The sequence below is a fragment of the Plantactinospora sp. KLBMP9567 genome, from assembly GCF_033446045.1.
Taxonomy (GTDB): Bacteria; Actinomycetota; Actinomycetes; order Mycobacteriales; family Micromonosporaceae; genus Plantactinospora.
Genome location: NZ_JAWQRR010000019.1, coordinates 54,341 through 76,862 on the forward strand (window position 1 = coordinate 54,341; position 22,522 = coordinate 76,862).

The 22,522-nt window shown below is 71.2% G+C and carries 22 protein-coding genes and 1 pseudogene; 8 read left to right on the forward strand and 15 right to left on the reverse strand.

What is annotated here, in order from left to right; translation table 11 throughout:
- Positions 1 to 64: 64 nt before the first annotated feature.
- Positions 65 to 736: a sulfotransferase family protein gene (locus R6Y94_RS14885; protein WP_318396431.1), complete on the forward strand. Its 672-nt coding sequence runs from the start codon at positions 65 to 67 to the stop codon at positions 734 to 736.
- 4 nt (positions 737 to 740) lie between these two features.
- Here the strand turns inward: R6Y94_RS14885 and iolC are convergent, their stop codons facing one another.
- The 3 genes from iolC to R6Y94_RS14900 form a co-directional block, all read right to left on the reverse strand.
- The gene (gene iolC, locus R6Y94_RS14890; RefSeq protein ID WP_318396432.1) at positions 741 to 1,697 is read right to left on the reverse strand and encodes a 5-dehydro-2-deoxygluconokinase; all 957 of its coding nucleotides are present in this window, start codon (positions 1,695 to 1,697) and stop codon (positions 741 to 743) included.
- A 120-nt stretch (positions 1,698 to 1,817) separates the two neighbouring features.
- Positions 1,818 to 2,015, reverse strand: coding sequence for a hypothetical protein (locus R6Y94_RS14895; protein ID WP_318396453.1), 198 nt, complete (start codon positions 2,013 to 2,015; stop codon positions 1,818 to 1,820).
- Positions 2,016 to 2,347: 332 nt separating this feature from the next.
- Entirely contained in the window at positions 2,348 to 2,779 is a 432-nt protein-coding gene (locus tag R6Y94_RS14900) for a VOC family protein (RefSeq protein ID WP_318396433.1), read from the reverse strand.
- 161 nt (positions 2,780 to 2,940) lie between these two features.
- On the opposite strand from R6Y94_RS14900, the gene R6Y94_RS14905 reads away from it, so the two are divergent.
- Positions 2,941 to 4,149 carry an RNA-guided endonuclease TnpB family protein gene (locus R6Y94_RS14905; RefSeq protein ID WP_318396434.1) on the forward strand — a complete coding sequence of 403 codons (1,209 nt, stop codon included), beginning with the start codon at positions 2,941 to 2,943 and terminating at the stop codon, positions 4,147 to 4,149.
- 88 nt (positions 4,150 to 4,237) lie between these two features.
- Here the strand turns inward: R6Y94_RS14905 and R6Y94_RS14910 are convergent, their stop codons facing one another.
- The 9 genes from R6Y94_RS14910 to R6Y94_RS14950 all read right to left on the reverse strand — a co-directional run bounded on the left by R6Y94_RS14910 (position 4,238) and on the right by R6Y94_RS14950 (position 13,061).
- Positions 4,238 to 5,122, reverse strand: a complete 885-nt coding sequence (locus R6Y94_RS14910; RefSeq protein WP_318396435.1) for a biotin-dependent carboxyltransferase family protein — start codon at positions 5,120 to 5,122, stop codon at positions 4,238 to 4,240.
- A complete protein-coding gene (pxpB, locus tag R6Y94_RS14915; RefSeq protein WP_318396454.1) occupies positions 5,119 to 5,805 on the reverse strand; it encodes a 5-oxoprolinase subunit PxpB in 687 nt (228 codons plus the stop codon). The genes R6Y94_RS14910 and pxpB overlap by 4 nt, the downstream gene beginning before the upstream one ends.
- A 44-nt stretch (positions 5,806 to 5,849) precedes the next feature.
- Positions 5,850 to 6,551, reverse strand: coding sequence for an ABC transporter ATP-binding protein (locus R6Y94_RS14920; protein ID WP_318396436.1), 702 nt, complete (start codon positions 6,549 to 6,551; stop codon positions 5,850 to 5,852).
- Positions 6,552 to 7,274, reverse strand: a complete 723-nt coding sequence (locus R6Y94_RS14925) for an ABC transporter ATP-binding protein (RefSeq protein WP_318396437.1) — start codon at positions 7,272 to 7,274, stop codon at positions 6,552 to 6,554.
- A 64-nt stretch (positions 7,275 to 7,338) separates the two neighbouring features.
- Positions 7,339 to 8,424, reverse strand: coding sequence for a branched-chain amino acid ABC transporter permease (locus tag R6Y94_RS14930; protein ID WP_318396438.1), 1,086 nt, complete (start codon positions 8,422 to 8,424; stop codon positions 7,339 to 7,341).
- Between the two features lie 22 nt (positions 8,425 to 8,446).
- Positions 8,447 to 9,307: a branched-chain amino acid ABC transporter permease gene (locus R6Y94_RS14935; protein ID WP_318396439.1), complete on the reverse strand. Its 861-nt coding sequence runs from the start codon at positions 9,305 to 9,307 to the stop codon at positions 8,447 to 8,449.
- Positions 9,308 to 9,344: 37 nt separating this feature from the next.
- Positions 9,345 to 10,610, reverse strand: coding sequence for an ABC transporter substrate-binding protein (locus R6Y94_RS14940; protein WP_318396440.1), 1,266 nt, complete (start codon positions 10,608 to 10,610; stop codon positions 9,345 to 9,347).
- 134 nt (positions 10,611 to 10,744) lie between these two features.
- Positions 10,745 to 12,076, reverse strand: a complete 1,332-nt coding sequence (locus R6Y94_RS14945) for a hypothetical protein (protein ID WP_318396441.1) — start codon at positions 12,074 to 12,076, stop codon at positions 10,745 to 10,747.
- Between the two features lie 223 nt (positions 12,077 to 12,299).
- Positions 12,300 to 13,061 carry a 5-oxoprolinase subunit PxpA gene (locus R6Y94_RS14950; protein WP_318396442.1) on the reverse strand — a complete coding sequence of 254 codons (762 nt, stop codon included), beginning with the start codon at positions 13,059 to 13,061 and terminating at the stop codon, positions 12,300 to 12,302.
- A 149-nt stretch (positions 13,062 to 13,210) separates the two neighbouring features.
- On the opposite strand from R6Y94_RS14950, the gene R6Y94_RS14955 reads away from it, so the two are divergent.
- Positions 13,211 to 13,918 carry a GntR family transcriptional regulator gene (locus tag R6Y94_RS14955; RefSeq protein WP_318396443.1) on the forward strand — a complete coding sequence of 236 codons (708 nt, stop codon included), beginning with the start codon at positions 13,211 to 13,213 and terminating at the stop codon, positions 13,916 to 13,918.
- A gap of 155 nt (positions 13,919 to 14,073) precedes the next feature.
- On the opposite strand, the gene R6Y94_RS14960 is transcribed toward R6Y94_RS14955, so the two are convergent.
- The 3 genes from R6Y94_RS14960 to R6Y94_RS14970 all read right to left on the reverse strand — a co-directional run bounded on the left by R6Y94_RS14960 (position 14,074) and on the right by R6Y94_RS14970 (position 17,315).
- A complete protein-coding gene (locus R6Y94_RS14960; protein WP_318396444.1) occupies positions 14,074 to 15,549 on the reverse strand; it encodes a hypothetical protein in 1,476 nt (491 codons plus the stop codon).
- Positions 15,550 to 15,656: 107 nt separating this feature from the next.
- Positions 15,657 to 16,034 carry a VOC family protein gene (locus tag R6Y94_RS14965; protein ID WP_318396445.1) on the reverse strand — a complete coding sequence of 126 codons (378 nt, stop codon included), beginning with the start codon at positions 16,032 to 16,034 and terminating at the stop codon, positions 15,657 to 15,659.
- A gap of 84 nt (positions 16,035 to 16,118) precedes the next feature.
- Positions 16,119 to 17,315, reverse strand: a complete 1,197-nt coding sequence (locus R6Y94_RS14970; protein WP_318396446.1) for a metallophosphoesterase — start codon at positions 17,313 to 17,315, stop codon at positions 16,119 to 16,121.
- 206 nt (positions 17,316 to 17,521) lie between these two features.
- Here R6Y94_RS14970 and R6Y94_RS14975 point away from each other — a divergent pair.
- From R6Y94_RS14975 to R6Y94_RS14995, 5 genes and pseudogenes are all read left to right on the forward strand, one after another.
- A pseudogene (locus tag R6Y94_RS14975) lies at positions 17,522 to 17,629 on the forward strand (DUF1992 domain-containing protein); the annotation flags it as partial.
- Between the two features lie 561 nt (positions 17,630 to 18,190).
- Complete coding sequence (locus R6Y94_RS14980) at positions 18,191 to 19,480, forward strand: ABC transporter substrate-binding protein (protein ID WP_318396447.1); 1,290 nt, start codon at positions 18,191 to 18,193, stop codon at positions 19,478 to 19,480.
- Positions 19,481 to 19,533: 53 nt separating this feature from the next.
- Complete coding sequence (locus R6Y94_RS14985; RefSeq protein WP_318396448.1) at positions 19,534 to 20,499, forward strand: sugar ABC transporter permease; 966 nt, start codon at positions 19,534 to 19,536, stop codon at positions 20,497 to 20,499.
- The gene (locus tag R6Y94_RS14990) at positions 20,496 to 21,395 is read left to right on the forward strand and encodes a carbohydrate ABC transporter permease (RefSeq protein WP_318396449.1); all 900 of its coding nucleotides are present in this window, start codon (positions 20,496 to 20,498) and stop codon (positions 21,393 to 21,395) included. The genes R6Y94_RS14985 and R6Y94_RS14990 overlap by 4 nt, the downstream gene beginning before the upstream one ends.
- A 231-nt stretch (positions 21,396 to 21,626) precedes the next feature.
- The gene (locus tag R6Y94_RS14995) at positions 21,627 to 22,451 is read left to right on the forward strand and encodes an RNA methyltransferase (RefSeq protein ID WP_318396455.1); all 825 of its coding nucleotides are present in this window, start codon (positions 21,627 to 21,629) and stop codon (positions 22,449 to 22,451) included.
- The last annotated feature ends 71 nt before the right edge of the window (positions 22,452 to 22,522 follow it).

The window sequence follows — 22,522 nt, forward strand, 5'->3', positions numbered from 1 at the left end:
CCGCCCGACCGGCCGACGCTGTTGACTGGGACGGGACGGACGGCTGGTACAGGAAGGCGGCAAGGTGCGGGTCATCGGGGTGGGCTTCGGGCGTACCGGCACCAGGTCGACGAAGGAGGCGCTCGAACTGCTCGGCTTCGGCCCGTGCCACCACATGGCCGAGCTGTTCGAACACCCGCGGACCATCGATGACTGGCTGCAGGCGGCCCGGGGTGAGCCGGTCGACTGGTCCAGGCTGCTGGACGGCTACCACAGCACCGTGGACTGGCCGAGCGTCTACTTCTGGCGGGAGCTGATCGAGGTCTATCCCGAGGCCCGGGTGCTGTTGACCGTACGCGACCCGGAGCGCTGGTACGACAGCGTGCGCAGCACCATCTACCGGTCCCGGACCATGGACCCGGAGTCCGCGCCGCCGGGGCTGCGCCAGGCGTTCGAGGCCCATCCGGAGCTGTTGGACCAGCCGAAGCTGACGGAGGCGCTGATCTGGCAGGGCACCTTCGGTGGCCGGTTCGACGACCGGGAGCACGCCCTGAAGGTCTACGCGGACCACGTCGCGGAGGTGCGCGCGACCGTACCGGCCGAACGGCTCGGAGAGTTCGACGTGGTGCAGGGCTGGGAGCCGCTCTGCGGGTTCCTCGGCGTCGACGTGCCGGCGGAGCCGTTCCCACTGCTCAACACCACGGCCTCGTTCCGGGAGCGGCTCGCGGACCCGGCGGGGCTGCGCGTCGAGCCCTGACCGGCTAACCGACCGGGTGACGGGGCTCGGCCAGCAGTTCGTCGACCTCGGCACTGGTCGGCATCGCGGCGGAGCAGGCGAACCGGGACGCCACGAGCGCGCCGGCCGCGTTGGCGAACCGGACGGTCCGGTCCAGCGGCCAGCCGGCGAGCAACCCGTGGCAGAGCGCGCCGCCGAAGGCGTCCCCGGCGCCGAGCCCGTTCACCACCTCGATCGGCACCGGCGGCACCTCGACCAACTCGTCGGCGGTCCGGGCGAGCACTCCGGCCCGGCCCTGCCGCACCACCGCCAGCCGTACGCCCCGGGCGAGCAGCGCCTCGGCCGCCGCGTGCGGCTCGCGCTCCCCCACGGCGGTGGCGCACTCGTCGAGGTTGCCGACCGCAACGGTGGCGTACCGCAGCGCCGACTCGTACGCCGCCCGGGCATCCTCCCTGGAGGACCAGAATCCCGGCCGGTAGTCCAGGTCGAGGACGGTGTTCGGGGCACGCCCCCGGGCGCCGAGGGCGGCGAAGTGCGCGTCCCGGCTCGGCAGCTCGGAGAGCCCGGTGCCGCTGAACCAGAAGACCCCGGCCGCCCGGATCGCGGGCAGGTCCAGTTCCTCGGGGCGGATCTCCAGGTCCGGCGCCTTGGGGTAGCGGTAGAAGTAGCTCGGGAAGTCGTCGGGCGGACAGATCTCGCAGAAGGTGACCGGAGTCGGCAGCCCGGCAACGGCGCTCACCCAGCGGTCGTCCACGCCGAAGTCGCGCAGCGCGCGGTGCACGTAGTCGCCGAACGGGTCGGCGCCGGTCCGGGTGACCATGGCGACCCGCCGGCCGTGCCGGGCCGCCGCCACCGCGACGTTGGTGGCGCTGCCACCGAGAAACTTTTTGAACGTCTCGACGTCGGGCAGCCGGGCGTTGGTCTGGAGTGGATAGATGTCCACCCCCACCTGCCCCATACTGATCACCTCGAACGAGGTCACCGAATCATGTAACCCCGCTGCGTCCCGGACGGTCAATATCTGTCGGACCCGCAACGACGGCCGGGCGTGGCGGCCGCCCGTCGGGCCGCGCTCCGGCGGCGGAGCACGACCCGTCCGGACTCAGCGGTCCATCAGCACGAAAACGCCCCAGCCCAGATATTCCCGCTGGTATCTGACGTGCCGGGCGGCAGCGGTGTCGAGTTCCGCGCGCAGTTCGGCGTGGAGCTCGACACCGGGGTTCTCGTCGAGCCAGCGCCGGAGGTTGAGCCACTGTGCCGCGGCGTAGCGGTCCCAGCTGTCCTGGTCGGCGACAACCATCTCCACCACGTCGGCGCATCTCGCCGGAGCCGCAGGCGAGGTCGAGCAGCCGGGCGGCGGGCGGGAGCCGCAGCACCTCGCCCAGGGTGGCGAGCTTGGTGCTGTCGAACGGGTCGTGGATGCGCTGGCCGCTCTCCCGGATGGTGAAGCTACGCGGTAGGTCCACTCCTGATATTCCTTTCGTGCGAAGAGGTGATGAGGATTCGTGCGGTCGTCCCGGAGTTGCCGCTCGGGGCGGGCAGGACCCTCATGAAATGCACCTCTTCGCACGTCGGGGCACGGACGCGGCAGACGCTAGGTCGGCCGCCGTACGCTGTCCAGCGGTTTTCGGCTCACCTGGCGAAGATCTGGGACTCGTCCCGGAACGCCTTGAACTCCAGGGCGTTGCCCGCCGGGTCGCGGAAGAACATCGTCCACTGCTCCCCCGGCTCGCCCGCGAACCGCAGGTACGGCTCGATCACGAACTCGCCGCCGCCGGCCCGGATCCGGTCCGCCAGGGCGTGGAAGTCGTCGGTCGAGAGGATGAGCCCGAAGTGCGGCACCGGTACGTCGTGCCCGTCCACCGGGTTGCGTCCCGCATCGGCCTGCCGGGCCGCCGGTACGACGTGGGTCACCACCTGGTGGCCGTAGAAATCCCAGTCGACCCAGGCGTCCGCCGAACGTCCCTCGGCGAGGCCGAGCACGCCGCCGTAGAAGGCGCGGGCCCGGGCCAGGTCGTCGACCGGGATCGCCAGGTGGAAGCCGGGACGGGTGGCCACGGTCATCGGATTCCTTCCGTGGATACTCCGGCTTTCAGGCCGGAGAGGAAACGGCACCCTTGCGGAGCGGAGCTGGGCGGGGATAGCCGATCCGCCGCCAGGGCGGATAGGCGTCTACCCGCGCGCGTCACCGCAGGGCTTACCGGCTGGTGCGTTGACGTGTGAGCGTGTCCAGGACCGTGAAGCGGGCGTTCAAGTACCGCTTCTACCCGACCGTGGCGCAGGCAGCGGAACTGTCGCGTACGTTCGGATGCGTCCGGAAGGTCTACAACCTGGCCCTGCGGGCCCGTACCGAGGCGTGGGTCCTGCGGCGGGAACGGATCACCTACAACGCGACCAGCGCGATGCTCACCAGGTGGAAGAAGACCGAGGAACTGGCGTTCCTCAACGAGGTGTCGTCCGTGCCATTGCAGCAGGCCCTGCGGCACTTGCAAGGCGCGTTCGTCAACTTCTTCGCCAAACGCGCCCGGTACCCGAGCTTCAAGTCCAAGAAGAAGTCGCGGAAGTCGGCGGAGTACACCACCAGCGCGTTCCGCTGCCGCAACGGCCGGCTGACCCTGGCCAAGATGGCCGAGCCGCTGGACATCGTGTGGTCGCGGCCGTTGCCCGAGGGCGCGTCGCCGTCCACCGTGACGGTGTCGCAGGACGCGGCGGGACGCTGGTTCGTGTCCCTGCTCTGCGACGATGTGATCGAATCGCCCCCGGCCGCGAACACGGCCGTCGGGGTGGACGCCGGGCTGGACAGCCTGCTCACGTTGAGTACCGGGGAGAAGGTCACCAACCCGCGCCACGAACGCGGCGACCGGTCCGCCCTGGCCCGCGCCCAGCGCCAACTCGCCCGGAAGGAGAAGGGGTCGGTGAACCGGGCCAAGGCCCGGTTGAGGGTGGCCCGGATCCACGCGCGGATCACCGACCGGCGTCGGGACCACCTGCACAAACTGACCACTCGACTCGTTCGTGACAACCAAACGATCGTGATCGAGGACCTGACCGTGCGTAACATGGTCAAGAACCACACGCTGGCCCGCGCGATCAGCGACGCGGCCTGGCGGCAGTTCCGCACCATGCTCGAATACAAAGCCGACTGGCACGGTCGGGACTTGGTCGTGGTGGACCGCTGGTTCCCGTCGTCCAAGCTCTGCTCGACGTGTGGCGTTCTTGCTGAACGGAAGCCGCTGGACGTGCGGACGTGGACCTGCCGATGCGGGACCGTCCACGACCGCGACGTCAACGCGGCCCGCAACATTCTGGCGGAGGGGCTCTCCGTTACGGCCTGTGGAGCCGGGGTAAGACCTCAACGGGCGGACGCCCGGACGAGGCAGTCGGTGTCGAAGCAGGAAAACCCGAGGGTGACCAAGGGAATCCCCGCCCTTTAGGGCGGTGGAGGATGTCAACGTCTGCTCCTCTCCACGGCGGCGGCGTACCCGGCCGCTGCTGCCATCCAAGCATGATCTTGTCTCCGGTCTAACCCCGCCGCCACCGGGGCTCGACGACCCGGAACCGTACCGGCTTGCCCGGGGCGGCCTGGGCGACCTGCGGCAGGTCGTCGGGGTGCAGCACGCCGATCACCGGGTAGCCGCCCATGGTCGGATGGTCGGCGAGGAAGATCACCGGCGAGCCGGCCGCCGGCACCTGCACCGCGCCGAGGACGACGCCCTCGCTGCGCAGTTCCCCGCCGATCCGCCGGGTCAGCGCGGGCCCGTCGAGGCGTACCCCGATCCGGTTGCTGAGGGTGGAAACCCGGTAGCGGCCGGCAGCGAGGATACGTACCGCGTCGTCGGTGAACCAGTCGGCCCGGGGGCCGAGCAGGACCCGCAGGGTCAGCTCCTCGGCCAGGGTGCCGGTCGGAGCGACGTCGACCGGGGCGGGCGGCCCGGGCACCTCGCCCAGCGGCAGCCGGTCCCCGACGGCGAGCGGCGCGGGGCCGAGCCCGGAGAGCAGGTCGGTCGACCGGCTGCCGAGTACCGGCGGGACCGCGATCCCGCCGTCGAAGGCGAGATAGCTGCGCAGCCCGCGTTGGGCGGCGGCCACCTCGACGTGGGCTCCGGCCGGCACCGAGACCGGGGCCGACCAGCTCGCCGGGCGCCCGTCCACGGTGACCGGCGCCCAGGCGCCGGTCACCGCCACGGTGCCGGCCTGGTCGACCCGCACCGCGACGCCGGTGACGGTCGTCTCGATCGTCGCCGCCCCGGGCGGGTTGCCGACCAGCCGGTTCGCCAGCAGGTGCGCCGGCAGGTCGAGGGCGCCCGATCGGGGTACCCCGAGGTGCGCGTGCCCGGGCCGGCCGAGGTCCTGCACGGTGCTGAGTACGCCGGACCGGACCACCTCGACGAAGCGTCCCCCGGTCATGCCGGTGCCTCGCCGCGCCCGGCGCCGTGCCGCTCCCGCGCACCGGTCCGCCCGTCCCACCCGCCGACGGCGTCGACGTCCCGGAACCGGACCCGGGCGCCCGGGGTGAGCAGGGCGACCGGGTCCCGGTCCGGGTCGAAGAGGACCAGGTCGGTGCTGCCGAGCAGTTGCCAGCCGCCGGGCGAGTCCCGGGGGTAGATTCCGGCGTAGCCGCCGGCCAGCGCGACCGAGCCGGCCGGTACCCGGGTCCGGGGCACCGCCCGCCGGGGCAGGTGGTATCGCTCCGGCAGGCCGGTCAGGTAGCCGAAGCCGGGGGCGAAACCGCAGAACGCGACCCGGTATTCCGGACCACTGTGGATCCGCCCCACCTCCGCCTCGGTGACCTGCCAGTGCCGGGCCACCTCGGCCAGGTCGGCGCCGTCGTACCGGACCGGCACCTCGACCAGCGGCCCGTCCGGCGGCCGGGCCGAGGTCGGCCGCCAACCGGCGAGCCGCCCGGCCAGCTCCGCCGGGTCGTCGAGCCCGTCGACGAGCACGGTGAGTTCACCGGGTACGACGTCCTGCACGCCGGCCAGTTCGCCCCGGTCCCGCCGCCGGTACAGTTCGGCGACCAGCGCGGCGGTGTGCGCCGGCTCGGTCACCTCCAGCAGCAGCGCACGCAGCCCCACCGGAATGATCCGCACCGTCGCACACTCCCCGTCGTACCAGTTCACTCTCCCGAGCCAACTCACAGCCCGAGATACGAGCGCCGTACCTCGTCGGAGGCGGCCAGCTCGTCGGCCGGGCCGGACATCACCACCTCGCCGGTCTGCAACACGTACGCCCGGTCGGCCAGCTCCAGCGCGGCCCGCAGGTTCTGCTCGACCAGCAGCATGGTGGTGCCGGCGCGGCGGATCTCGGCCAGCACCTCGAAGATCATTTTCGTGAACTTCGGTGAGATGCCGAGTGAGGGCTCGTCCAGCATCAGCAGCTTGGGCCGGCTCATCAGCGCCCGGCCGAGCGCCACCATCTGCTGCTCGCCGCCGGAGAGGGTCCCGGCGCGCTGGCCGGAGCGCTCGGCAAGGACCGGGAAGAGGTCGTAGACCCGGGCCAGGTCGGCCTCCCGCTCTCCGGCGGTGCGGTGGTAGCCGCCGAGCAGCAGGTTCTGCACCACCGTCTGGTGGCCGAAGAGCCGCCGCCCCTCCGGCACCAGCACCGCGCCCCGGCGCGCGATCCGGTACGCCGGCAGCCCGCTGACGTCCTCGTCGAGGAAGGTCACGCTGCCGCGTACCGGGCGGTGCAGCCCGGAGACCGCCGCCAGCAGGGTGCTCTTGCCGGCCCCGTTCGCGCCGACCAGCGCCACCAGTTCACCCGCCTCGACCCGCAGGTCGACGCCGCGCAGCGCGACGACCCCGGCGTAGTCCACGTGGAGATCCCGCACGGTCAGCATCTACAGCGCCTTCCCCAGGTACGCCTCGATCACCGTCGGGTCGTGCGCGACCTGCTCCGGCGTACCCTCGCTGATCTTCTGCCCGTAGTGCAGCACGACCACCCGGTGGCAGAGCGGCATGATGACCTCCATTACGTGTTCCACCATCAGGATGGTGACGCCACCCCGGTTGATGGTGCGGACGATCTCGACCGCCTCGCGCGCCTCCGTCGGGGTCAGCCCGGAGAGCACCTCGTCGAGGAGCAGCAGCTTCGGCTCGGTGGCCAGCGCCCGCCCCATCTCCAGGCGCTTCTTCCAGGCGGCGGTGAGCGACGCGGCGGGCGAGTCGAGCACCGGGCCGAGCCCGGTCAGCTCGGCGACCTCGCCGGCCCGCCGCCGGGCGTCGCGCAGCCGGGGATGTCGGGCGAACGCCGCCGTGCTGAGGTTGTCCAGCACGCTCATCGAGCCGAACACCCGCATGAGCTGGAAGGTACGCCCCACGCCGGCCCGGGCGGCGCGGTGCGGCGGCCAGCCGGTGACGTCCCGGCCGTCGAACTCCAACCGGCCGGAGGTGGGCCGCTGGGCGCCGGCCACCATCGAGAAGAGCGTGCTCTTGCCGGCGCCGTTGGGCCCGATCAGCCCCACGATCGCCCCCTGCTCCACCTCGAAGCTGACGTCGCGGTTGGCCCAGAGGCCGCCGAACCGGCAGGAGAGGTTGTCGATCCTCAGCAGCGTCCCGGTCATCGCCCCACCTCGTCGGACCCGTCGGCGCCGTGACCCGGCCACCCGCTGTTCCCGCCGCGCCTGGTCACGACTTCACCTCAGCAGACCCGGCCGGCTCCGGAGCGGCTTTCCCGGCACGGGTACGGCGCAGCCGCCGGACGATCGGCGCCCAGAGCCGCTGCCCGATGGCGAGCAGCCCGCCCGGCTCGGTGATCGAGACCAGCACGATCAGTGCGCCGTAGAGCAGCAGGTCGATCGAGCGGCCGCTGCCGGAGAACTCCTGCCGGGTGACGTCCTGGACGAAGACCAGCACCCAGGCGCCGAGCAGCGGCCCCCAGAACCGGCCGACCCCGCCGAGCACCGCCATCAGGGTGAACGACACCGACAGGTCCAGGCCGAGCCCGGAGGGCGGGTCGACGAAGAGCACGTACATCACGTAGTAGCCGCCGGCCAGCGCGGTGACCGCGCCGGAGAGCGCCGCGGCGGCGAGCTTGTAGCGGTGCACGTTGATCCCGACCGCCGCCGCGGCCTCCTGGTCGTCCCGGATGGCCCGGACGTAGTTGCCGGCCCGGCCGCGCAGGAAGAGCCAGACCGCCAGCGCGGCGAGGCAGAAGAAGCCGAGCGCCACGTAGTAGTACGGCCGCTTGTCCAGCAGCGAGAACTGCAGGTTGGCCAGGGACTGCTCGACCACCGGCAGTTCCCAGCCGTTCGCCTGGCCGAGCCCGGGCAGGTTGGTGACCAGGATGAAGACGATCTCTGCGACCGCGATGGTCGCGATGGAGTAGTAGTGGTGCCGCAGCCGGAAGCAGGGCCAGCCGACGGCGGCGGCCAGCAGCGCGGCCAGCGGCAGGGAGAGCGCGATCGCCAGCCACGGCGACCAGCCCTGCCTGACCAGCAGCGCGGTGGTGTAGGCACCGGTGCCGAAGTAGAGCGCGTGCCCAAAGGAGATCTGCCCGGTGTAGCCGCCGAGCAGGTTCCAGCCGGTCGCCGCGATCCCGAAGGTCAGCGCCAGGATGCCGATGTTGTGTGCCGCCGAGTCCGCGAAGACCAGCGGGTACGCGGCCAGCGCCGCCAGGATCACCACGACGGTGCTCCAGGACGGCAGCCGCCGGGCCGCCGCGACGGGCAGCCGGGCCGGCGAGGGCCGGTCCAGTACGGTCGGGGCGCTCATCGTCCCCCCTCGATCGAGTTGGTCATCTGGTTCCCAGCAGTCCCTGCGGTCGTAGCAGTACGACCACCAGATAGAGGGCGAGCGCGGCGGCGAGGGTGTAGCTCGGGGCGTACAGCCCGACGACGCCCTGGGCGACGCCGACCAGCAGGCCGGCCAGGGCCGCCCCGGTGATGCTGCCGAAGCCGCCGAACGCGACCACCACGAAGGCCATCAGCACGAAACTCACCCCGGCGGTGGGCGAGGCGGAGTAGGAGTTCATCAGCAGCGCCCCGGCAACGCCGGTGGCCAGGCCGGCGATCACCCAGCAGAGCGCGTACATCTTGCGGGGGTCGATGCCCATCAGCGAGGCCGCCGCCGGGTCCTCCCCGGCGGCCTGTACGGCGCCGCCGAGCCGGGTCCGGTTCATGAAGTACGCGACCGCGCCGGTGGCGAGCAACGCGCCGACGGCCATGATGACCTGCGGTCCGCCGATCACCACCGGGCCGATCTCCCAGCGCAGCCCGGCGGCCCAGGGCCGGGGCACGGTCCGGGTGTTCGGGGTCCAGAGGAACTGGGCCAGCCCGCGCAGGAACACCTGCAACCCGAAGGTGACGATGACCTGGGCCAGCGGGGACTTGCCGAGCACCCGGCCGACCGCGCCGAAGTACATCAGCGCGCCGGTGAGTGCGATCGACACCCCGGCGAGCGGGATCGACAGCAACGGGTCGAGGCCGAGCAGCGACCAGGCGAAGAACGAGGTGTACATGCCGAGCATGACCATCTCACCGTGCGCGAAGTTGATCACGTCCATCACGCCGTAGATGAGGGTCAGGCCGACCGCGACCAGTGCGAAGACCGCGCCGATCAGCAGCCCGTTGACCACCGACTGGAGCAGGTCGGTCATGTCGTCTCCCCCGGGTGGTGCCCGCCGGTCCCCCGGCTCACTGCTGGGCCCGGTTCATCGGCCAGATCGGCGCGACCGAGGAGAGGTCGGCCGGGAAGACGACGCGGTACTTCCCCTCGATCATCTGCTCCACCACCCCGGCGGCGCCGGTGTTCTGTCCCTTGTCGTCGAAGGTGATCCCGGTCCACGGCATGATCGTCTTCTCGCCGGGGATGTCCAGCCCGCGCAACGCGTCCCGGATCTTCGCCGGCTCGACCGACCTGGCGGTGTCGATCGCCTGCGCCAGCGCCAGTACGGCGGTGAAGGCCCGCGCCGAGTTCTCGGTCATCGGGGCGCCGTACCGCTGCTGGAACAGCTCCGCCACGGTCTTGGCGGCCGGCCGCTTCTCGGCGATCTCGCCGGACCAGGCCGCCCGGGTGGACGCCCCGTTGGCCAGCGGTCCGAGCCCGGTGGCGAACGCCGGATCGGCGAACCCGGTGCCGTAGGCGAGCAGCGCCGGCGGGTAGTAGTCCAACTGGTCCAGCGTCTTCATCAGCTTGATCGCCGCGTCGGTGTAGGCGAGCACGAAGAGCACGTCCGGGCTCTTGCTGCGCACCTGCGCCACCTGGGAACCCAGGTCTGCCGCGGTCGGGTCGAACCCGACGTTGACGGTGACCGGCAGGCCGGCCTCGGCGGCGACCTTCTCGGTCACCCCGGCGCCGTCGTTGCCGAACTGGTCGTTGCTGTGGAAGACGCCGACCGAGCGGACCTGGGCGCCGGCCGCCTGCCGGGCCTTGAGATAGTCGAACATCGACCGGGCGAAGGTCTCGTCGGTCGGCCCGGTCCGGAAGAACCACTTGAAGCCCCGCTCGGTCAGCGCCACCGACGAGGACGCCTCGTTGACGAACGGTACGCCGAGCCGCTCGGCCCGCTGGCTGGCGGTCAGCGTCACCCCGGACTGGTACGAGCCGATCACCGCAGCCACCTTCTCGCCGGTGACCAGCCGGTCGACCTCCCCGGCGCCGACCTCGGGCTTGCCCTGGGTGTCGCCGGTGATCAGCTTCACCGGTGCGCCGCCCAGCCCGGGCAACCCCTTGCCGGGCCCGAGCGGCAGGTCCAGTCCGGGATGGTCGTTGTTGATGATCTCCACGGCCAGCTCGGCACCGTGCAGCACGTCGGTGCCCTGGGTGGCGTTGGGCCCGCTGAGCGGCCACAGTCCGGCGAGCTTGACCTCGTCGGTCGCGCCGGCGCCGTCGGACCCGCCGCAGCCGGCGAGCGCGGCGGCGAGGACGACAGCGGCCGCAATGCTGGTGATCTTGCGCATGGTCAGGCCTTTCTAGGCGAAGACGATGGCGAAGGCCCGGCGCCGTCCTACCCGGGGCGCGCAACGGGCTCTTCGAGAGGGAGGTGTGCCGGCCGGGCCCGGGGGTTGCCGGCACCCCGGGCCCGGCCGCCGCATCAGGAGACGGCCGCGCCCGCGGCCTTCACCAGGGCGACGGTCTGCTCGATGGTCTGCGCGCGGTCGGAGGCGAACGGCGCGTCGATGATGTCCAGCGGGTTCTGCGGATAGACGAGCGAGGAGATGTGCAGGTGCCCGCCGGGGACGTCGGTGGCACCGAGGGCGAGCCGGAGCCGGTTCGACCGGTACATGCTCTCGTTGGAGAGGTAGTTCCCGCCGCCGCCGGCCTGCGCCTGCGCGTCCGGGGACGGGCCGTTGTCGTGGCAGGAGACCTTGGTCGGGTCCGGCCGGGTGTTGCCGGTCCACTCGCAGATCCGCGGGTTGAGCGCGGTCGGCCAGGGTGTCGTGCCGGCGTCGATCATCTGCTGGTACGGCAGGGTCGTCTCGATGAACTCGGGGTTGGTGGCCGGCTGCGGCCAGTCCGTCACCTGCGGGACGAGTTCGGCGGTGCCCTCGTTGTTGTTGTCCGGGCTGCCGCCGCGCCAGGCGCCGGCCCACTGCTCGATGGCCATCCGGGCCCGACCGCCCTGGCTGATCGTCATGATCAGGTCGGCGCGTTCCCGGCTGCTCCGGGTCAGGTGCGGTCCGAAGGCGTCCTCGACGTAGCCGAGGTCGAAGCCGCTCCAGGTCACCGGCAGCGAGACGGCCTGGATCTGCACCGTCCGGTCACCGACCTGGTACTCCTGCCCGTCCAGTTGCAGCGCCGAGGCGCCGGACGGGTTGGACCGGCGGATCTCCCCGTTGAGTTGGTACGGGTCGAAGCCGCTGACCAGCACCCGGGTCACCGAGCGGCTGGTCGAGAAGTCGGTCGAGGAGATGCCCCGGGAGGCGTACTCGAAGGTCTTCAGCAGGGCCGCCCGGGCGGTGTCGGTGAGCCGGAACCGCGGCGTCCACTGTCGCAGGTCACGGGTGGCGGTCAGCCGCGACCAGTAGAGCGGCCGGTCGTCGTACCGCTCGATGCTGCCCATCCAGCGCTTGCCCTGGGCGCGTTCGACGGCGGTCCGCCACAGCTCGGCACCACGGGACCTGAGCAGCTTGTCGGCCTGGCCCACCGACCGCACCCCGCACAGCTCGGCCGTGAGCCGGGTGACGAACGAGGTGAAGCCGCCGATCTCGATCAGTGTGCTCGGCACCTGCACCCCGCCCGGCTGGGCGGGCGTGTCGATCCGGGTTTCCTCGTACGTCGTCGGGCGGGTGCGGTCGTAGCACTCGCCTGCCGGGCCGGCGTGCCCGGCGGGCTGCGCTCCGGCGGTGCCCGGCATCAGCAGCAGGGCGGCACCGATACCGGTGGCGGTGATCAGCCTCAGCCGGCCACGTACACTCTGGGTCAACTTCTGCACATCCAAGGTGATCTTCGACCTTTCCTCGATAGCCGCGCCGGTTCCGGATCTGGAAGGCCAACCGGAAGGTGGAGCCGGCGCATCACTTGGTTGAGGCGGCCGCCCGCGGCATCGCGCGGCAGCCGTTGAGGTGCGGGAGCCGGTGACCGTCGGCCGGGTGGCAGCCCGGCCGACGGTCACCGATCCAGCGGTCGTGCTGGTGGATCCCGGAAGGTCAGACGAACGAGGCGAGGCTGACGCCCGCCTCCTGCAACGCGGTGCGCACCTGGCGGGCCAGTTCGACCGCCCCCGGGGTGTCGCCGTGCACGCAGATCGAGCGGGCGCGTACCGACACCGAAGCGCCGTCGACGGCGGTCACCTGCCCGGTGGTGGCCATCTTGACGCAGCGCCGGGCGACCGCGTCCGGATCGGTGACCAGCGCCCCTGGACTGCCGCGTTTCGCCAGGCTGCCGTCGGCCTGGTAGCCACGGTCGGCGAACGCCTCCCGGACGGTCTTCAGCCCCACCTCGTCGGCCTGGCGCAGCAGTTGCGAGCCGGGCAGGCCGAGGATCGGCAGACTCGGGTCGTACGCGGAGACGGCGGTGACCACCCCGGCGGCCTGCGCCTGGTCGGTCACGGTGCGGTTGTAGAGCCCGCCGTGCGGCTTGACGTACCGGACCCGGCCGCCCTCGCTACGGGCGATCCCGTCCAGCGCGGCGAGCTGGTAGAGCACGTCGTCGGAGAGCCGGTCGGGCTCGATGTCGATGGCCCGGCGGCCGAAGCCGGCCAGGTCCCGGTAGCCGACGTGGGCGCCGATGGAGACGTCCCGGCTGATCGCCTCGGCGCAGACCCGGCGCATGATCGTCGGATCGCCGCCGTGGAAGCCGCAGGCGACGTTCGCGCTGGTCACGACGGAGAGCAGTGCCATGTCGTCGCCCAGCTGCCAGACCCCGAAGCCTTCGCCGAGGTCACTGTTCAGATCGAGGATGACCGACATCGCACCTCCTGGGGGACCGTGGTGAACGCCGTGAGTTCAGATTGGCAGACTGTTGAACAATCCGTCAATGGTCATGTTGACTTGTAACCTCGTCGTATCATGGACCTTCTCTCGATTGTGGGCCCGACGGCATGAAGGACAATGACCGCGTGACGTGGCTGGCGAAGCTCCAGGACGACCGCTCGTTGATCACCCGGGCGAGCACCGCGCAGCGGGTGGCGGAGATACTGCGGGCGCGGATCACCGAAGGGGCCCTGCTGCCGGGCACCCGGCTCTCGGAGGAGATGATCGGGGCGGCACTCGGGGTCTCCCGCAACACGCTACGGGAGTCGTTCCGGCTGCTGATGCACGAACGGCTCGTCGTGCACGAACTCAATCGGGGCGTCTTCGTCCGGGTGCTCGACGTGCAGGACGTGGTCGACATCTACCGGGTGCGCCGGGTGCTGGAGTGCGCGGCGGTCAGCAACGCCGGCAACAGCTCCGCCGAGGCGATGGACGCGCTCGAGGCCGCGCTGGTCGAGGGCGAACAGGCGGCGGCGCAGCAGCGGTGGTTCGACGTCGGCACCGCCAACATGCAGTTCCACCAGGCCATCGCCGGCCTGACCGGCAGTCCCCGGATCGAGGAGATCATGCGGCAGGCGCTGGCCGAGATCCGGCTGGCGTTCCATGTGATGGCCGCGCCGCAGACCTTCCACCAGCCCTATCTGGAACGACACCGGGAGTTGCTGGAGCTGATCCGCCGCGGCGAGGTGGACCGGGCACACGCCGTACTCGACGACTACCTGCGCACCGCCGAGCGGCAGCTCGTCGACGCGTACGCCGACGGAGTGCCGGAGAGTGTGGCCGCGCGCCGCTGACGCGAGATGCCCGGCCACCGTTGTCTCGGCGCGGGCATATGCCCGGTCAGCGTGATGCCACCGAGTCATCAGGATGCCCCCGTGGCATCATCGCCGAAACACCGATGCCCGCGCGGGTGGGACCGCTGCGTCGGCGTGGTGGCCGGGGAAGGCGGTCAGACGGTGTGTAGCGCGTACACCCCGGCGTCGGTGCCGACTCCGGCCGTCCCGCCGAGGGCGGACCACGCGCTGCCGTTCCAGCCCGCGACGTGGTTCACCGCGACCCCGCCGGCCCGGGTGAAGAAACCCCCGGCGATCAGGCGGCCATCGTGGACGGACAGGGCCAGCACGATGTCCTCGGTGCCACCGCCCAGCGCGGACCACCCGGAGCCGTCCCACCGGGCCAGGTAGTTCGCCGCCGCCCCGCCCGCCTCGGTGAACGTGCCGCCGACGACCAGCGCCGCGCCGAAGACGGTGAGGGCCCGCCCCTCGGCGTTCAGCCCGGCTCCGAGGGCGGCCCACCCGCCGCCGGTCCATTCGGCCACATAGCCGGCGGCGGTGCCGCCGGCCTGGGTGAACCCACCCGTGGCGACCAACGCGCCGTCGAAGACGGCCAGCGCCAGCACGTCGCCGTTGAAGCCGGTGCCGAGCGTCGACCACGCACTGCCGGTCCACCGGGCGATCCGGTTGGCCGCGGTGCCGCCGGCCTGGCTGAACCCGCCGGCAACGATCAACGCGCCGTCGTGCACGGTCAGGTCCCAGACCGAGGGTACGTCCACCCCGGTGCCGCCGGACCCGGCCAGTGGCCACCACTCGGCGCCGTCCCACCGGGCGATGTGGTTGACGGCCACCCCGCCGGCCCGGAGGAACTGCCCACCGACGATCAGGTCCCCGTCGAAGACGGTCAGCGCGTCGACGAAGTCGAGCGAGGTGGTCATCACCCCGGTGCCGGACGAACCGGTCAACGGCGACCAGGTGGTGCCGTCCCAGCGTGCGATGCCGTTCACCCGTACCCCGCCGGCGGTGAGGAAGCTGCCGCCGGCGATCAGGTCGCCGTCGTAGACGACCAGTGCGGTGACCGAGCCGTCCGGCCCGGCGCCCAGCCTCGACCAGGCGGAGCCGTTCCAGGTGGCGAGGCGGTCGACCGCGGCGCCACCGGCCTGGGTGAAGTTGCCGCCCGCGTACAGGCCGGGGGCGGCAGCCGCCCGGGTGTCGCCGGCCGGCCAGCCGAACGCGGAGGTCTGCCGGAGTGCGCCGAGGTCCCGGGTCGAGCGGTGCAGCACCCTTCCGGTGACGTCCCGGATCAGCAGTCGGATCGTGCCGGTCGCCCCGGCGGGCAGCGGCAGCGCGACCAGGTTCGCGCCGGTGTCGAGCACCCGGTCGGCCACCAGCGGTGTGTACCGCCCGGCGTTGCCCAGGGAGACACTCAACGCCGCACCGGGCCGGCCCGGCCACCGGACGGCGAGTTGCGGTGTCTCGACCTCCCCGGCGGCGGGCAGCAGCGTCGCGTACAGCGCGCGATCGGAGGCGGCCGGCAACGACGGGGCGGTCGCGGCGGCCGACCGCTGCGGCGCGGCGCTCCAGGCACAGATCGCCGCCAGTGCGAACACGCAGAGTCCCCGCCGTAGGGTGGATGTGCCGAATACGGACATGCGCGCTCCCTCTGCCGGGTCCGCCCAAATCCGGTCGGATCCTGCCAGGGAAAATACACCAGCATCAATCTCTGGGCAATTCGACCACCACCCGCCGGACGCCCGGGTCAGGCGCGGCGGGTCGGGCGGTCGAGCAGGCAGAACTCGTTTCCCTCCGGATCGGCCAGTACGACGAACGGCTCGGTCCCGCGCTGCCCCACGTCCACCCGCCTCGCACCGAGAGTAACCAACCGTTCGACCTCCGCAGCCGGGTCGCCCCGGTCCATCCCGAGGTCCACGTGCAGCCGGTTCTTGCCGACCTTCTCCGGCGCCGTGGGTTGCAGCCAGATGCTCGGTGCCGTGATCGGCGCCTCGTCCGGAGGCCACAGCTTCGCGCTGCCGTCGTCCCGTGGCTCGATCCGGTAGCCCAGCACCTGGGACCAGAACCGGGCCATCAGGTCGACGTCGCGCACGTCGAGGGTCCACTGGGCGATGCGACTGGTCACCGGGCCACCTCCGGAATGATCGAGATCCGTCGGCGTGACTCCTACCCCGAAGGGTCGCGCGTCATACCGGGGCGACCGGGCGGCTCACGGCCGGCGCAGCGTCAGCACGGTGATCTCGCTCGGTGCGAAGATCCGCAGCGGCGGCCCCCAGAAGCCGGTACCGCGACTGGTGTAGAGCCGGGTCCGGTCACCGTGTCGGGTCAGCCCCCGCACGGTCGGCTGGTCGAGCCGGACCAGGAGGTTGAACGGCCAGATCTGCCCGCCGTGGGTGTGTCCGGACAGTTGCAGGTCGACGCCGTGCGCGACCGCCGCGCCGACCTGCTTCGGCTGGTGGGCGAGGAGCACCACCGGCAGGTCCGGGTCGGCCCCGGCCAGCGCGGCGGCGTGGTCGGGACGGTGTCCGGGGCGTCCGGAGGAGCCGGCGGTCGCGTCGTCCACCCCGGCCACCACCAGCCGGGAGCCGTTCCGCTCGACCACGAGGTGCCGGTTGTGCAGCGGCTCCCACCCGAGGTCGCGCATGTGGTCGAGCCAGCCCTGCGCCTCGCCGAAGTACTCGTGGTTCCCGGTCACGTACGTCCGGGCCAGCCGGGCGCGCACCCGCCCGAGCGGCTCGGCCTGGGCCCGGCGCTGCGCGACGGTGCCGTCGGCGATGTCACCGGTGTGGCAGACGATGTCGGCGTCGAGGTCGTTGACGGCGGAGACCACCCGCGCCGACCAGCCGGCCCGGTCGATCGGCCCGTAGTGGGTGTCGGTCAGCAGGACGATCCGGAGACCGTCCAGCCCCGGGCCGAGTCGACCGATCGGCACGTCCACGCGGCGGACCCGGGGCAGCCGCATGGCCTCGACGTACCCCCAGGCGAGCAGCACCACCGAGACGACCGCGACCGCGGCGGCGGTGATCCGGGACCGGGCCGGGTCGGCGACGCCGCCGACCGCCAGCCCGGCCCGCAGCAGGTTGCCGAGCGCCGCCCAGACGAAGAGCACCCAGACCACGCCGAGCAGGGTGTCGCCGGTCCGGGCCGCCCAGTCCCGCCCCCGGCCGTGCCCGAGGTACATCAGCACCGGAAACGCGGCGAGGGCCACGGCGAACAGCGCCGTGCCGGCGGCGAAGACCGGGGTGGGCCAGTGCGCGCCGGCGGCGAGCAGCGTCCACCAGGGCACCCCGAACAGCAGCGCCAGGACGGCGGTCAGGGTCAGGCCGAACAGCAGTGGTCGCAGCAACCGCCGGGCGGGTGCGACCGGTACCGCGGGTGCCGCGGGTGCCGCTTCGCTGGCTGACACAGCGGGGAACTCCTCAGCTCGGTCGGCGGGAACTCCGGGTACGCCGACGACGTCGCCGCCCCGGGTGGGTGCAGCATGACACGGGCGGCGCCGCATCGACCACGTTGCTGAGCCCGCCCACAGCAAAGGGGTGTTCCGCCGGGCCGGCCTAGGATTGGTGCGGGGACATATGCCCAGGCCGACGGGGCGGGACGGGAGAACGATCGATGTCGAGCAGACCCGAGTCCCGGGTCGAACGTCAGATCCGCGAGGCCCAGGAGCGCGGCGAGTTCGACAACCTCCCCGGGGCCGGCAAGCCGCTACCGGGACACGGCTGCCGACCTTCGACGTCGAGCGGGTCGTCGAGACCTGGCGCCGGCAGCGGCGCGTTAGCGGCTGACCCCCCCTGCCGACATCGGGACCCGGCGGACAATTCGACGGACCATTCGACGTCACTTCCGCCTGGGACCCATCGGTGCCGATACCGCCACATTAGCTATCCCTACGGTCGCCTTGTCGACCCGACCAACGGGTAAAGACATTGCGTCGGCCGTCGCTGAGTCCGGGTATCTGCACCGCTCTATCGGGATCGTCCAGCGAGGCGAGCCAGCGGCCGGGTCATAACCCGGTTCACGGCGAGCCTCCGTGTATCCCGTGTGTATCGTGGATCCGGCTTTCCGGGTCTCCCTCGCTGGTCACACGGCATACACGGAGGCGCTGCATGAACCGTTTTATCCACTTTGCAGTTCAGCTCCCCTAAGGCGTTGTCACGTCATTGACACGGCTGTAACCCGCGTGTACGTTCCCTGCAAGTCGCGACGCCTATCCCACCCTCCCCGGGGCGCGCCACTACGCCGTGCAATGTCAATGTGGACACCGAAAGGTGGGACGCGCATATGAGAAAGTACGGAGTCGCCGGTGCCGCCCTCGCGCTCGTGCTGGCCGTGGTGACGGGGTGCGGCGGAGGCGACGACGAGGGCGGCAGCGACGGCGCCGTCACCGGCGAGATCACGGTGCTGACCCAGCGCACCGACATCGTCGACACCGTCTTCCAGGACTACAAGAAGAAGTTCGAGGCGAAGTACCCCGGCACCACGGTCAAGTTCGAGGCGATCACGGACTACGAGGGCGAGGTCCGGATCCGGATGAACACCAAGGAGTACGGCGACGTGCTCCTCATCCCCAACTCGGTCACCGCCGACCTGCTGCCGACCTTCTTCGAGCCGCTCGGCACGGTGGCCGAACTGGAGAAGAAATACCGCTTCGTCCGCACCGAGCAGCGCTTCGAGGACAGGGTCTACGGCCTCGCCATCACCGGCAACGCGCAGGGCTTCGTCTACAACAAGAAGGTGTGGCAGCAGGCGGGCGTCACCGCGCCGCCGAAGACCCCGGAGGAGTTCCTCGGCGCGCTGGCCGCGATCAAGGAGAAGACCGACGCGATCCCGCTCTACACCAACTACAAGGACAAGTGGCCGCTGGGCCAGTGGGAGGGCAACCGCGGCGGGATCAGCGGCGACCCGGACGCGGCGATCAAGCTGGCCAAGGACGACGCCCCGTGGGCGCCCGGCAAGGAACACCACATCATGGACTCGCTGCTCTTCGACGCCGTACAGCGCGGGCTGACCGAGCCGGACCCGACGACCACCAACTGGGAGCAGTCCAAGGGCATGCTCGGCACCGGCAGGGTCGGCACGATGATGCTGGGTTCCTGGTCCATCGTGCAGATGCAGGGCGTCGCCACCGACAAGGCGGACATCGGCTACCTGCCGTTCCCGACCCAGGTCGACGGCAAGTTCCACAGTGTCATCGGCGGCGACTACAAGAACGGCATCAACGTCAACTCGAAGAACAAGGCGACCGCCCGCGCCTGGGTCGACTGGTTCGCCGACGAGTCGAACTACGCCGTCGACCAGGGCGGGGTCTCACCGGTGATCGACCAGGCGATGCCGGGCACCCTGGCCGACCTGACCGCCGCCGGCACGGAGTTCATCGAGTTCAACCCGGCACCGAAGGGCGAGGAGGGGCTGGCCGAGAAGATCGGCAACGCCGCCGAGGTCGCGCTCTTCGACGGCACGTACCGGCAGCGGATCGTGGATGCGGCGCGCGGTGCGAAGAACGAGACCAAGGATCAGATCTTCGCCGACCTGAACGGGAAGTGGGCGGAGACGAGGTCGAAGGTCGGGTAGCGGCCGGCACGACGACGAACGGCCCGGTCGACCCGGAAGGTTTGTGTCCCTGGATGGCAACTCCGCCGAACACCGCGAGTCGGTTCTCCGGGTCGACCGGCGCGCTGCTGCGGCACCGGCTCGGACCCACCGGCCCGCGCCGGTCGGTGCCGCGTCGGCGGAAGACCCGCACCCCGTACCTCTTCCTGCTCGTACCGGTGGCGCTGCTCGCGGTCTTCACCTACGTCCCGGTGCTCAACATGTTCGGCTACAGCGTCACCTCCTGGAACGGCCTGAGCCCGAGCAAGGAGTTCGTGGGCGTCGACAACTACGTCGAGATCGCGACCCGCCCCGAACTCTTCGAGGTGCTCCGGGTCAGCCTCTACTACGTCGGCGCGTCGGTGCTGCAGATCGCGCTGGCGCTCTACTTCGCCACCGTGCTCAGCTTCAACGTCAGGTTCCGCAACCTCTTCAAGGGCATCATCTTCTTCCCGTACCTGATCAACGGCGTCGCCATCGCGATGGTCTTCCTCTACTTCTTCCAGCCCGGCGGCACCCTCGACTCGGCGCTGCGGGTCTTCGGGCTCGGCGACCTGTCGCAGCAGTGGCTCGGCGACCCGGACGTGATCAACTACTCGCTCGCCGGTACGTCGATCTGGCGCTACCTGGGGCTGAACTTCGTACTCTTCCTCGGCGCCATCGGGTCGATCCCGGCCCAGCTCTACGAGGCGGCCGAGATGGACGGGGCGAACCGCTGGCACCAGTTCCGCTACCTGATCCTGCCCGGCATCCGGCCGATCGTCGGACTGTCGTTCATCCTGGCGGTCTCCGGATCGCTGTCGGTCTTCGAGATCCCGTACATCATGACCGGCGGAGCGAACGGCAGCGAGACGTTCGTGATCCAGACCGTCGACATGGCGTTCAAGTACTACAAGGTCGGGCTGGCCTCGGCGATGGCCGTCGTACTCCTCCTGATCATCCTGCTGCTTACCTGGATCCAGCGCCGGGTGGTGCCCGACGAGAGGGTGGACCTGTCGTGAGCCTGCCCGCCCTCCGCTCCCCCGACACACCACCGCGGCGACGGGCCCGGGCCGCCACCGGCCCGGGTACGCTCGGCGCCCGGATCGCGCTGGTCCTCAAGTACGCCTCCCTCGTCGTCGCCTCCCTCGTCGTGCTGGCGCCGCTGCTGATGCTGCTGATGGCTTCGTTGAAGACCAACGAGGAGTTCATCAACGGCGCGCCGTTCGACCCGCCAGGGAACTGGTTGAACCTCGACAACTACGTCACGGCGTTCACCCAGGGCGGCATGCTGCGGGCCTTCGTCAACACGTCGATCATCCTGGCCGTGTCGCTGGCCGGTACCGTGCTGATCGGCTCGATGGCGGCGTACGCCCTGGACCGGTTCGAGTTCCGGTTCCGCAGGACCATCATCCTGCTGTTCCTGCTGGCCACCCTGGTGCCCGGGGTGACCACCCAGGTGGCGACCTTCCAGGTGGTGGAGAATCTCGGCCTGTTCAACACCAGGTGGTCGGCGATCGTGCTCTTCCTCGGCACCGACATCATCTCGATCTACATCTTCCAGCAGTTCCTCCGGGGCATTCCCCGGGACCTGGACGAGTCCGCCGCGATCGAGGGCGCCAGCCACCTCACGATCTATTTCCGGATCATCCTTCCCCTGTTGAAGCCGGCGATCGCGACCGTCGTGATCATCAAGGGGATCACCATGTACAACGAGTTCTACATCCCGTTCCTCTACATGCCGGACCGGGACCTCGGGGTCATCTCCACCTCGCTGTTCCGGTTCAAGGGACCGTTCGGGGCGCAGTGGGAGGTCATCTCGGCCGGGGTCATCCTGGTCATCGTCCCGACGCTGATCGTCTTCCTGCTGCTCCAGCGCTTCATCTACAACGGGTTCACCAGCGGCGCGACCAAGTGACCGAGCCACGGCCCACCGGACACGACACGCTGGTCGCGGTACTGCCGTCGTAGGCCCGCGACCGGCCGGCGGTATCGTCGTCCGGTGCGTGCAGACGGCGTCGGCCGGAGCCCGGCCGGCCGGCCCGGGACCTCCGCGCGGACCAACTCCCCCAGCCAAACCAACTTCCCCGACCAAACCAACTCCTCCGGCCGGACCGGCCCGACCGATCCGGCGCGGGCGGCGAGAACGCTGCGGGTCACCACCCGCAACGCCAGCTTCCAGCAGTGGTCGGCTCTGTTGACCAACCGGACGAAGCGGCAGCGGGCCGGCGAGTTCCTGGTGCAGGGTGTCCGGCCGATCAGCCTGGCGGTGCGGCAGGGCTGGCCGGTGCACGCCCTGCTGCACCCGGACGGGGTGCCGCTGTCCCGGTGGGCCCGGGACCTGCTCGACCAGACCACCGGCAGCCGGGTCGCGGTCGCCCCCGACCTGCTGCGGGAACTCGGCGGCAAGGACGAGGACCAGCCCGAACTGGTTGCCGTGGTGGGTCTACCGGCGGACCGGCTGGACCGGATCCCGACCGGGCCGGACGCGCTGGTGGTGGTCTTCGACCGGCCCACCGCACCGGGCAACATCGGCACGCTGGTCCGCTCCGCCGACGCGTTCGGCGCCGCCGGGCTGGTGGTGGTCGGGCACGCCGCCGACCCGTACGACCCGAGGGCGGTCCGGGCCAGCACCGGCTCGCTCTTCGCGATCCCGGTGGTCCGTACCGGGTCGCACCGCGACGTGCTGGACTGGGTGACGGCGCTGCGCGGGCGCGGGCTGCCGGTGCAGGTCCTCGGCACCGACGAGGCCGGCGAGGTGGAGATCGCCGAACACGACCTCACCGGCCCCACCGTGCTGCTGGTCGGCAACGAAACCTCCGGGCTCAGCGCCGCCTGGCGGCAGTCCTGTGACCGGATGCTCCGGATCCCGATCGCCGGGTCGGCGAGTTCGCTGAACGCCGCGACTGCCGGCACGGTCGCGCTCTACGAAGCGGCCCGGCAGCGCCGCGCCCGACCGGCGCCGCCCGGTTGACCCCCTCCCCCCCCGTGCCGGAGGGGGTCGGCCGGGCGACGCCGGCAGTCGGCGGCAGCACCGGTCAGCGC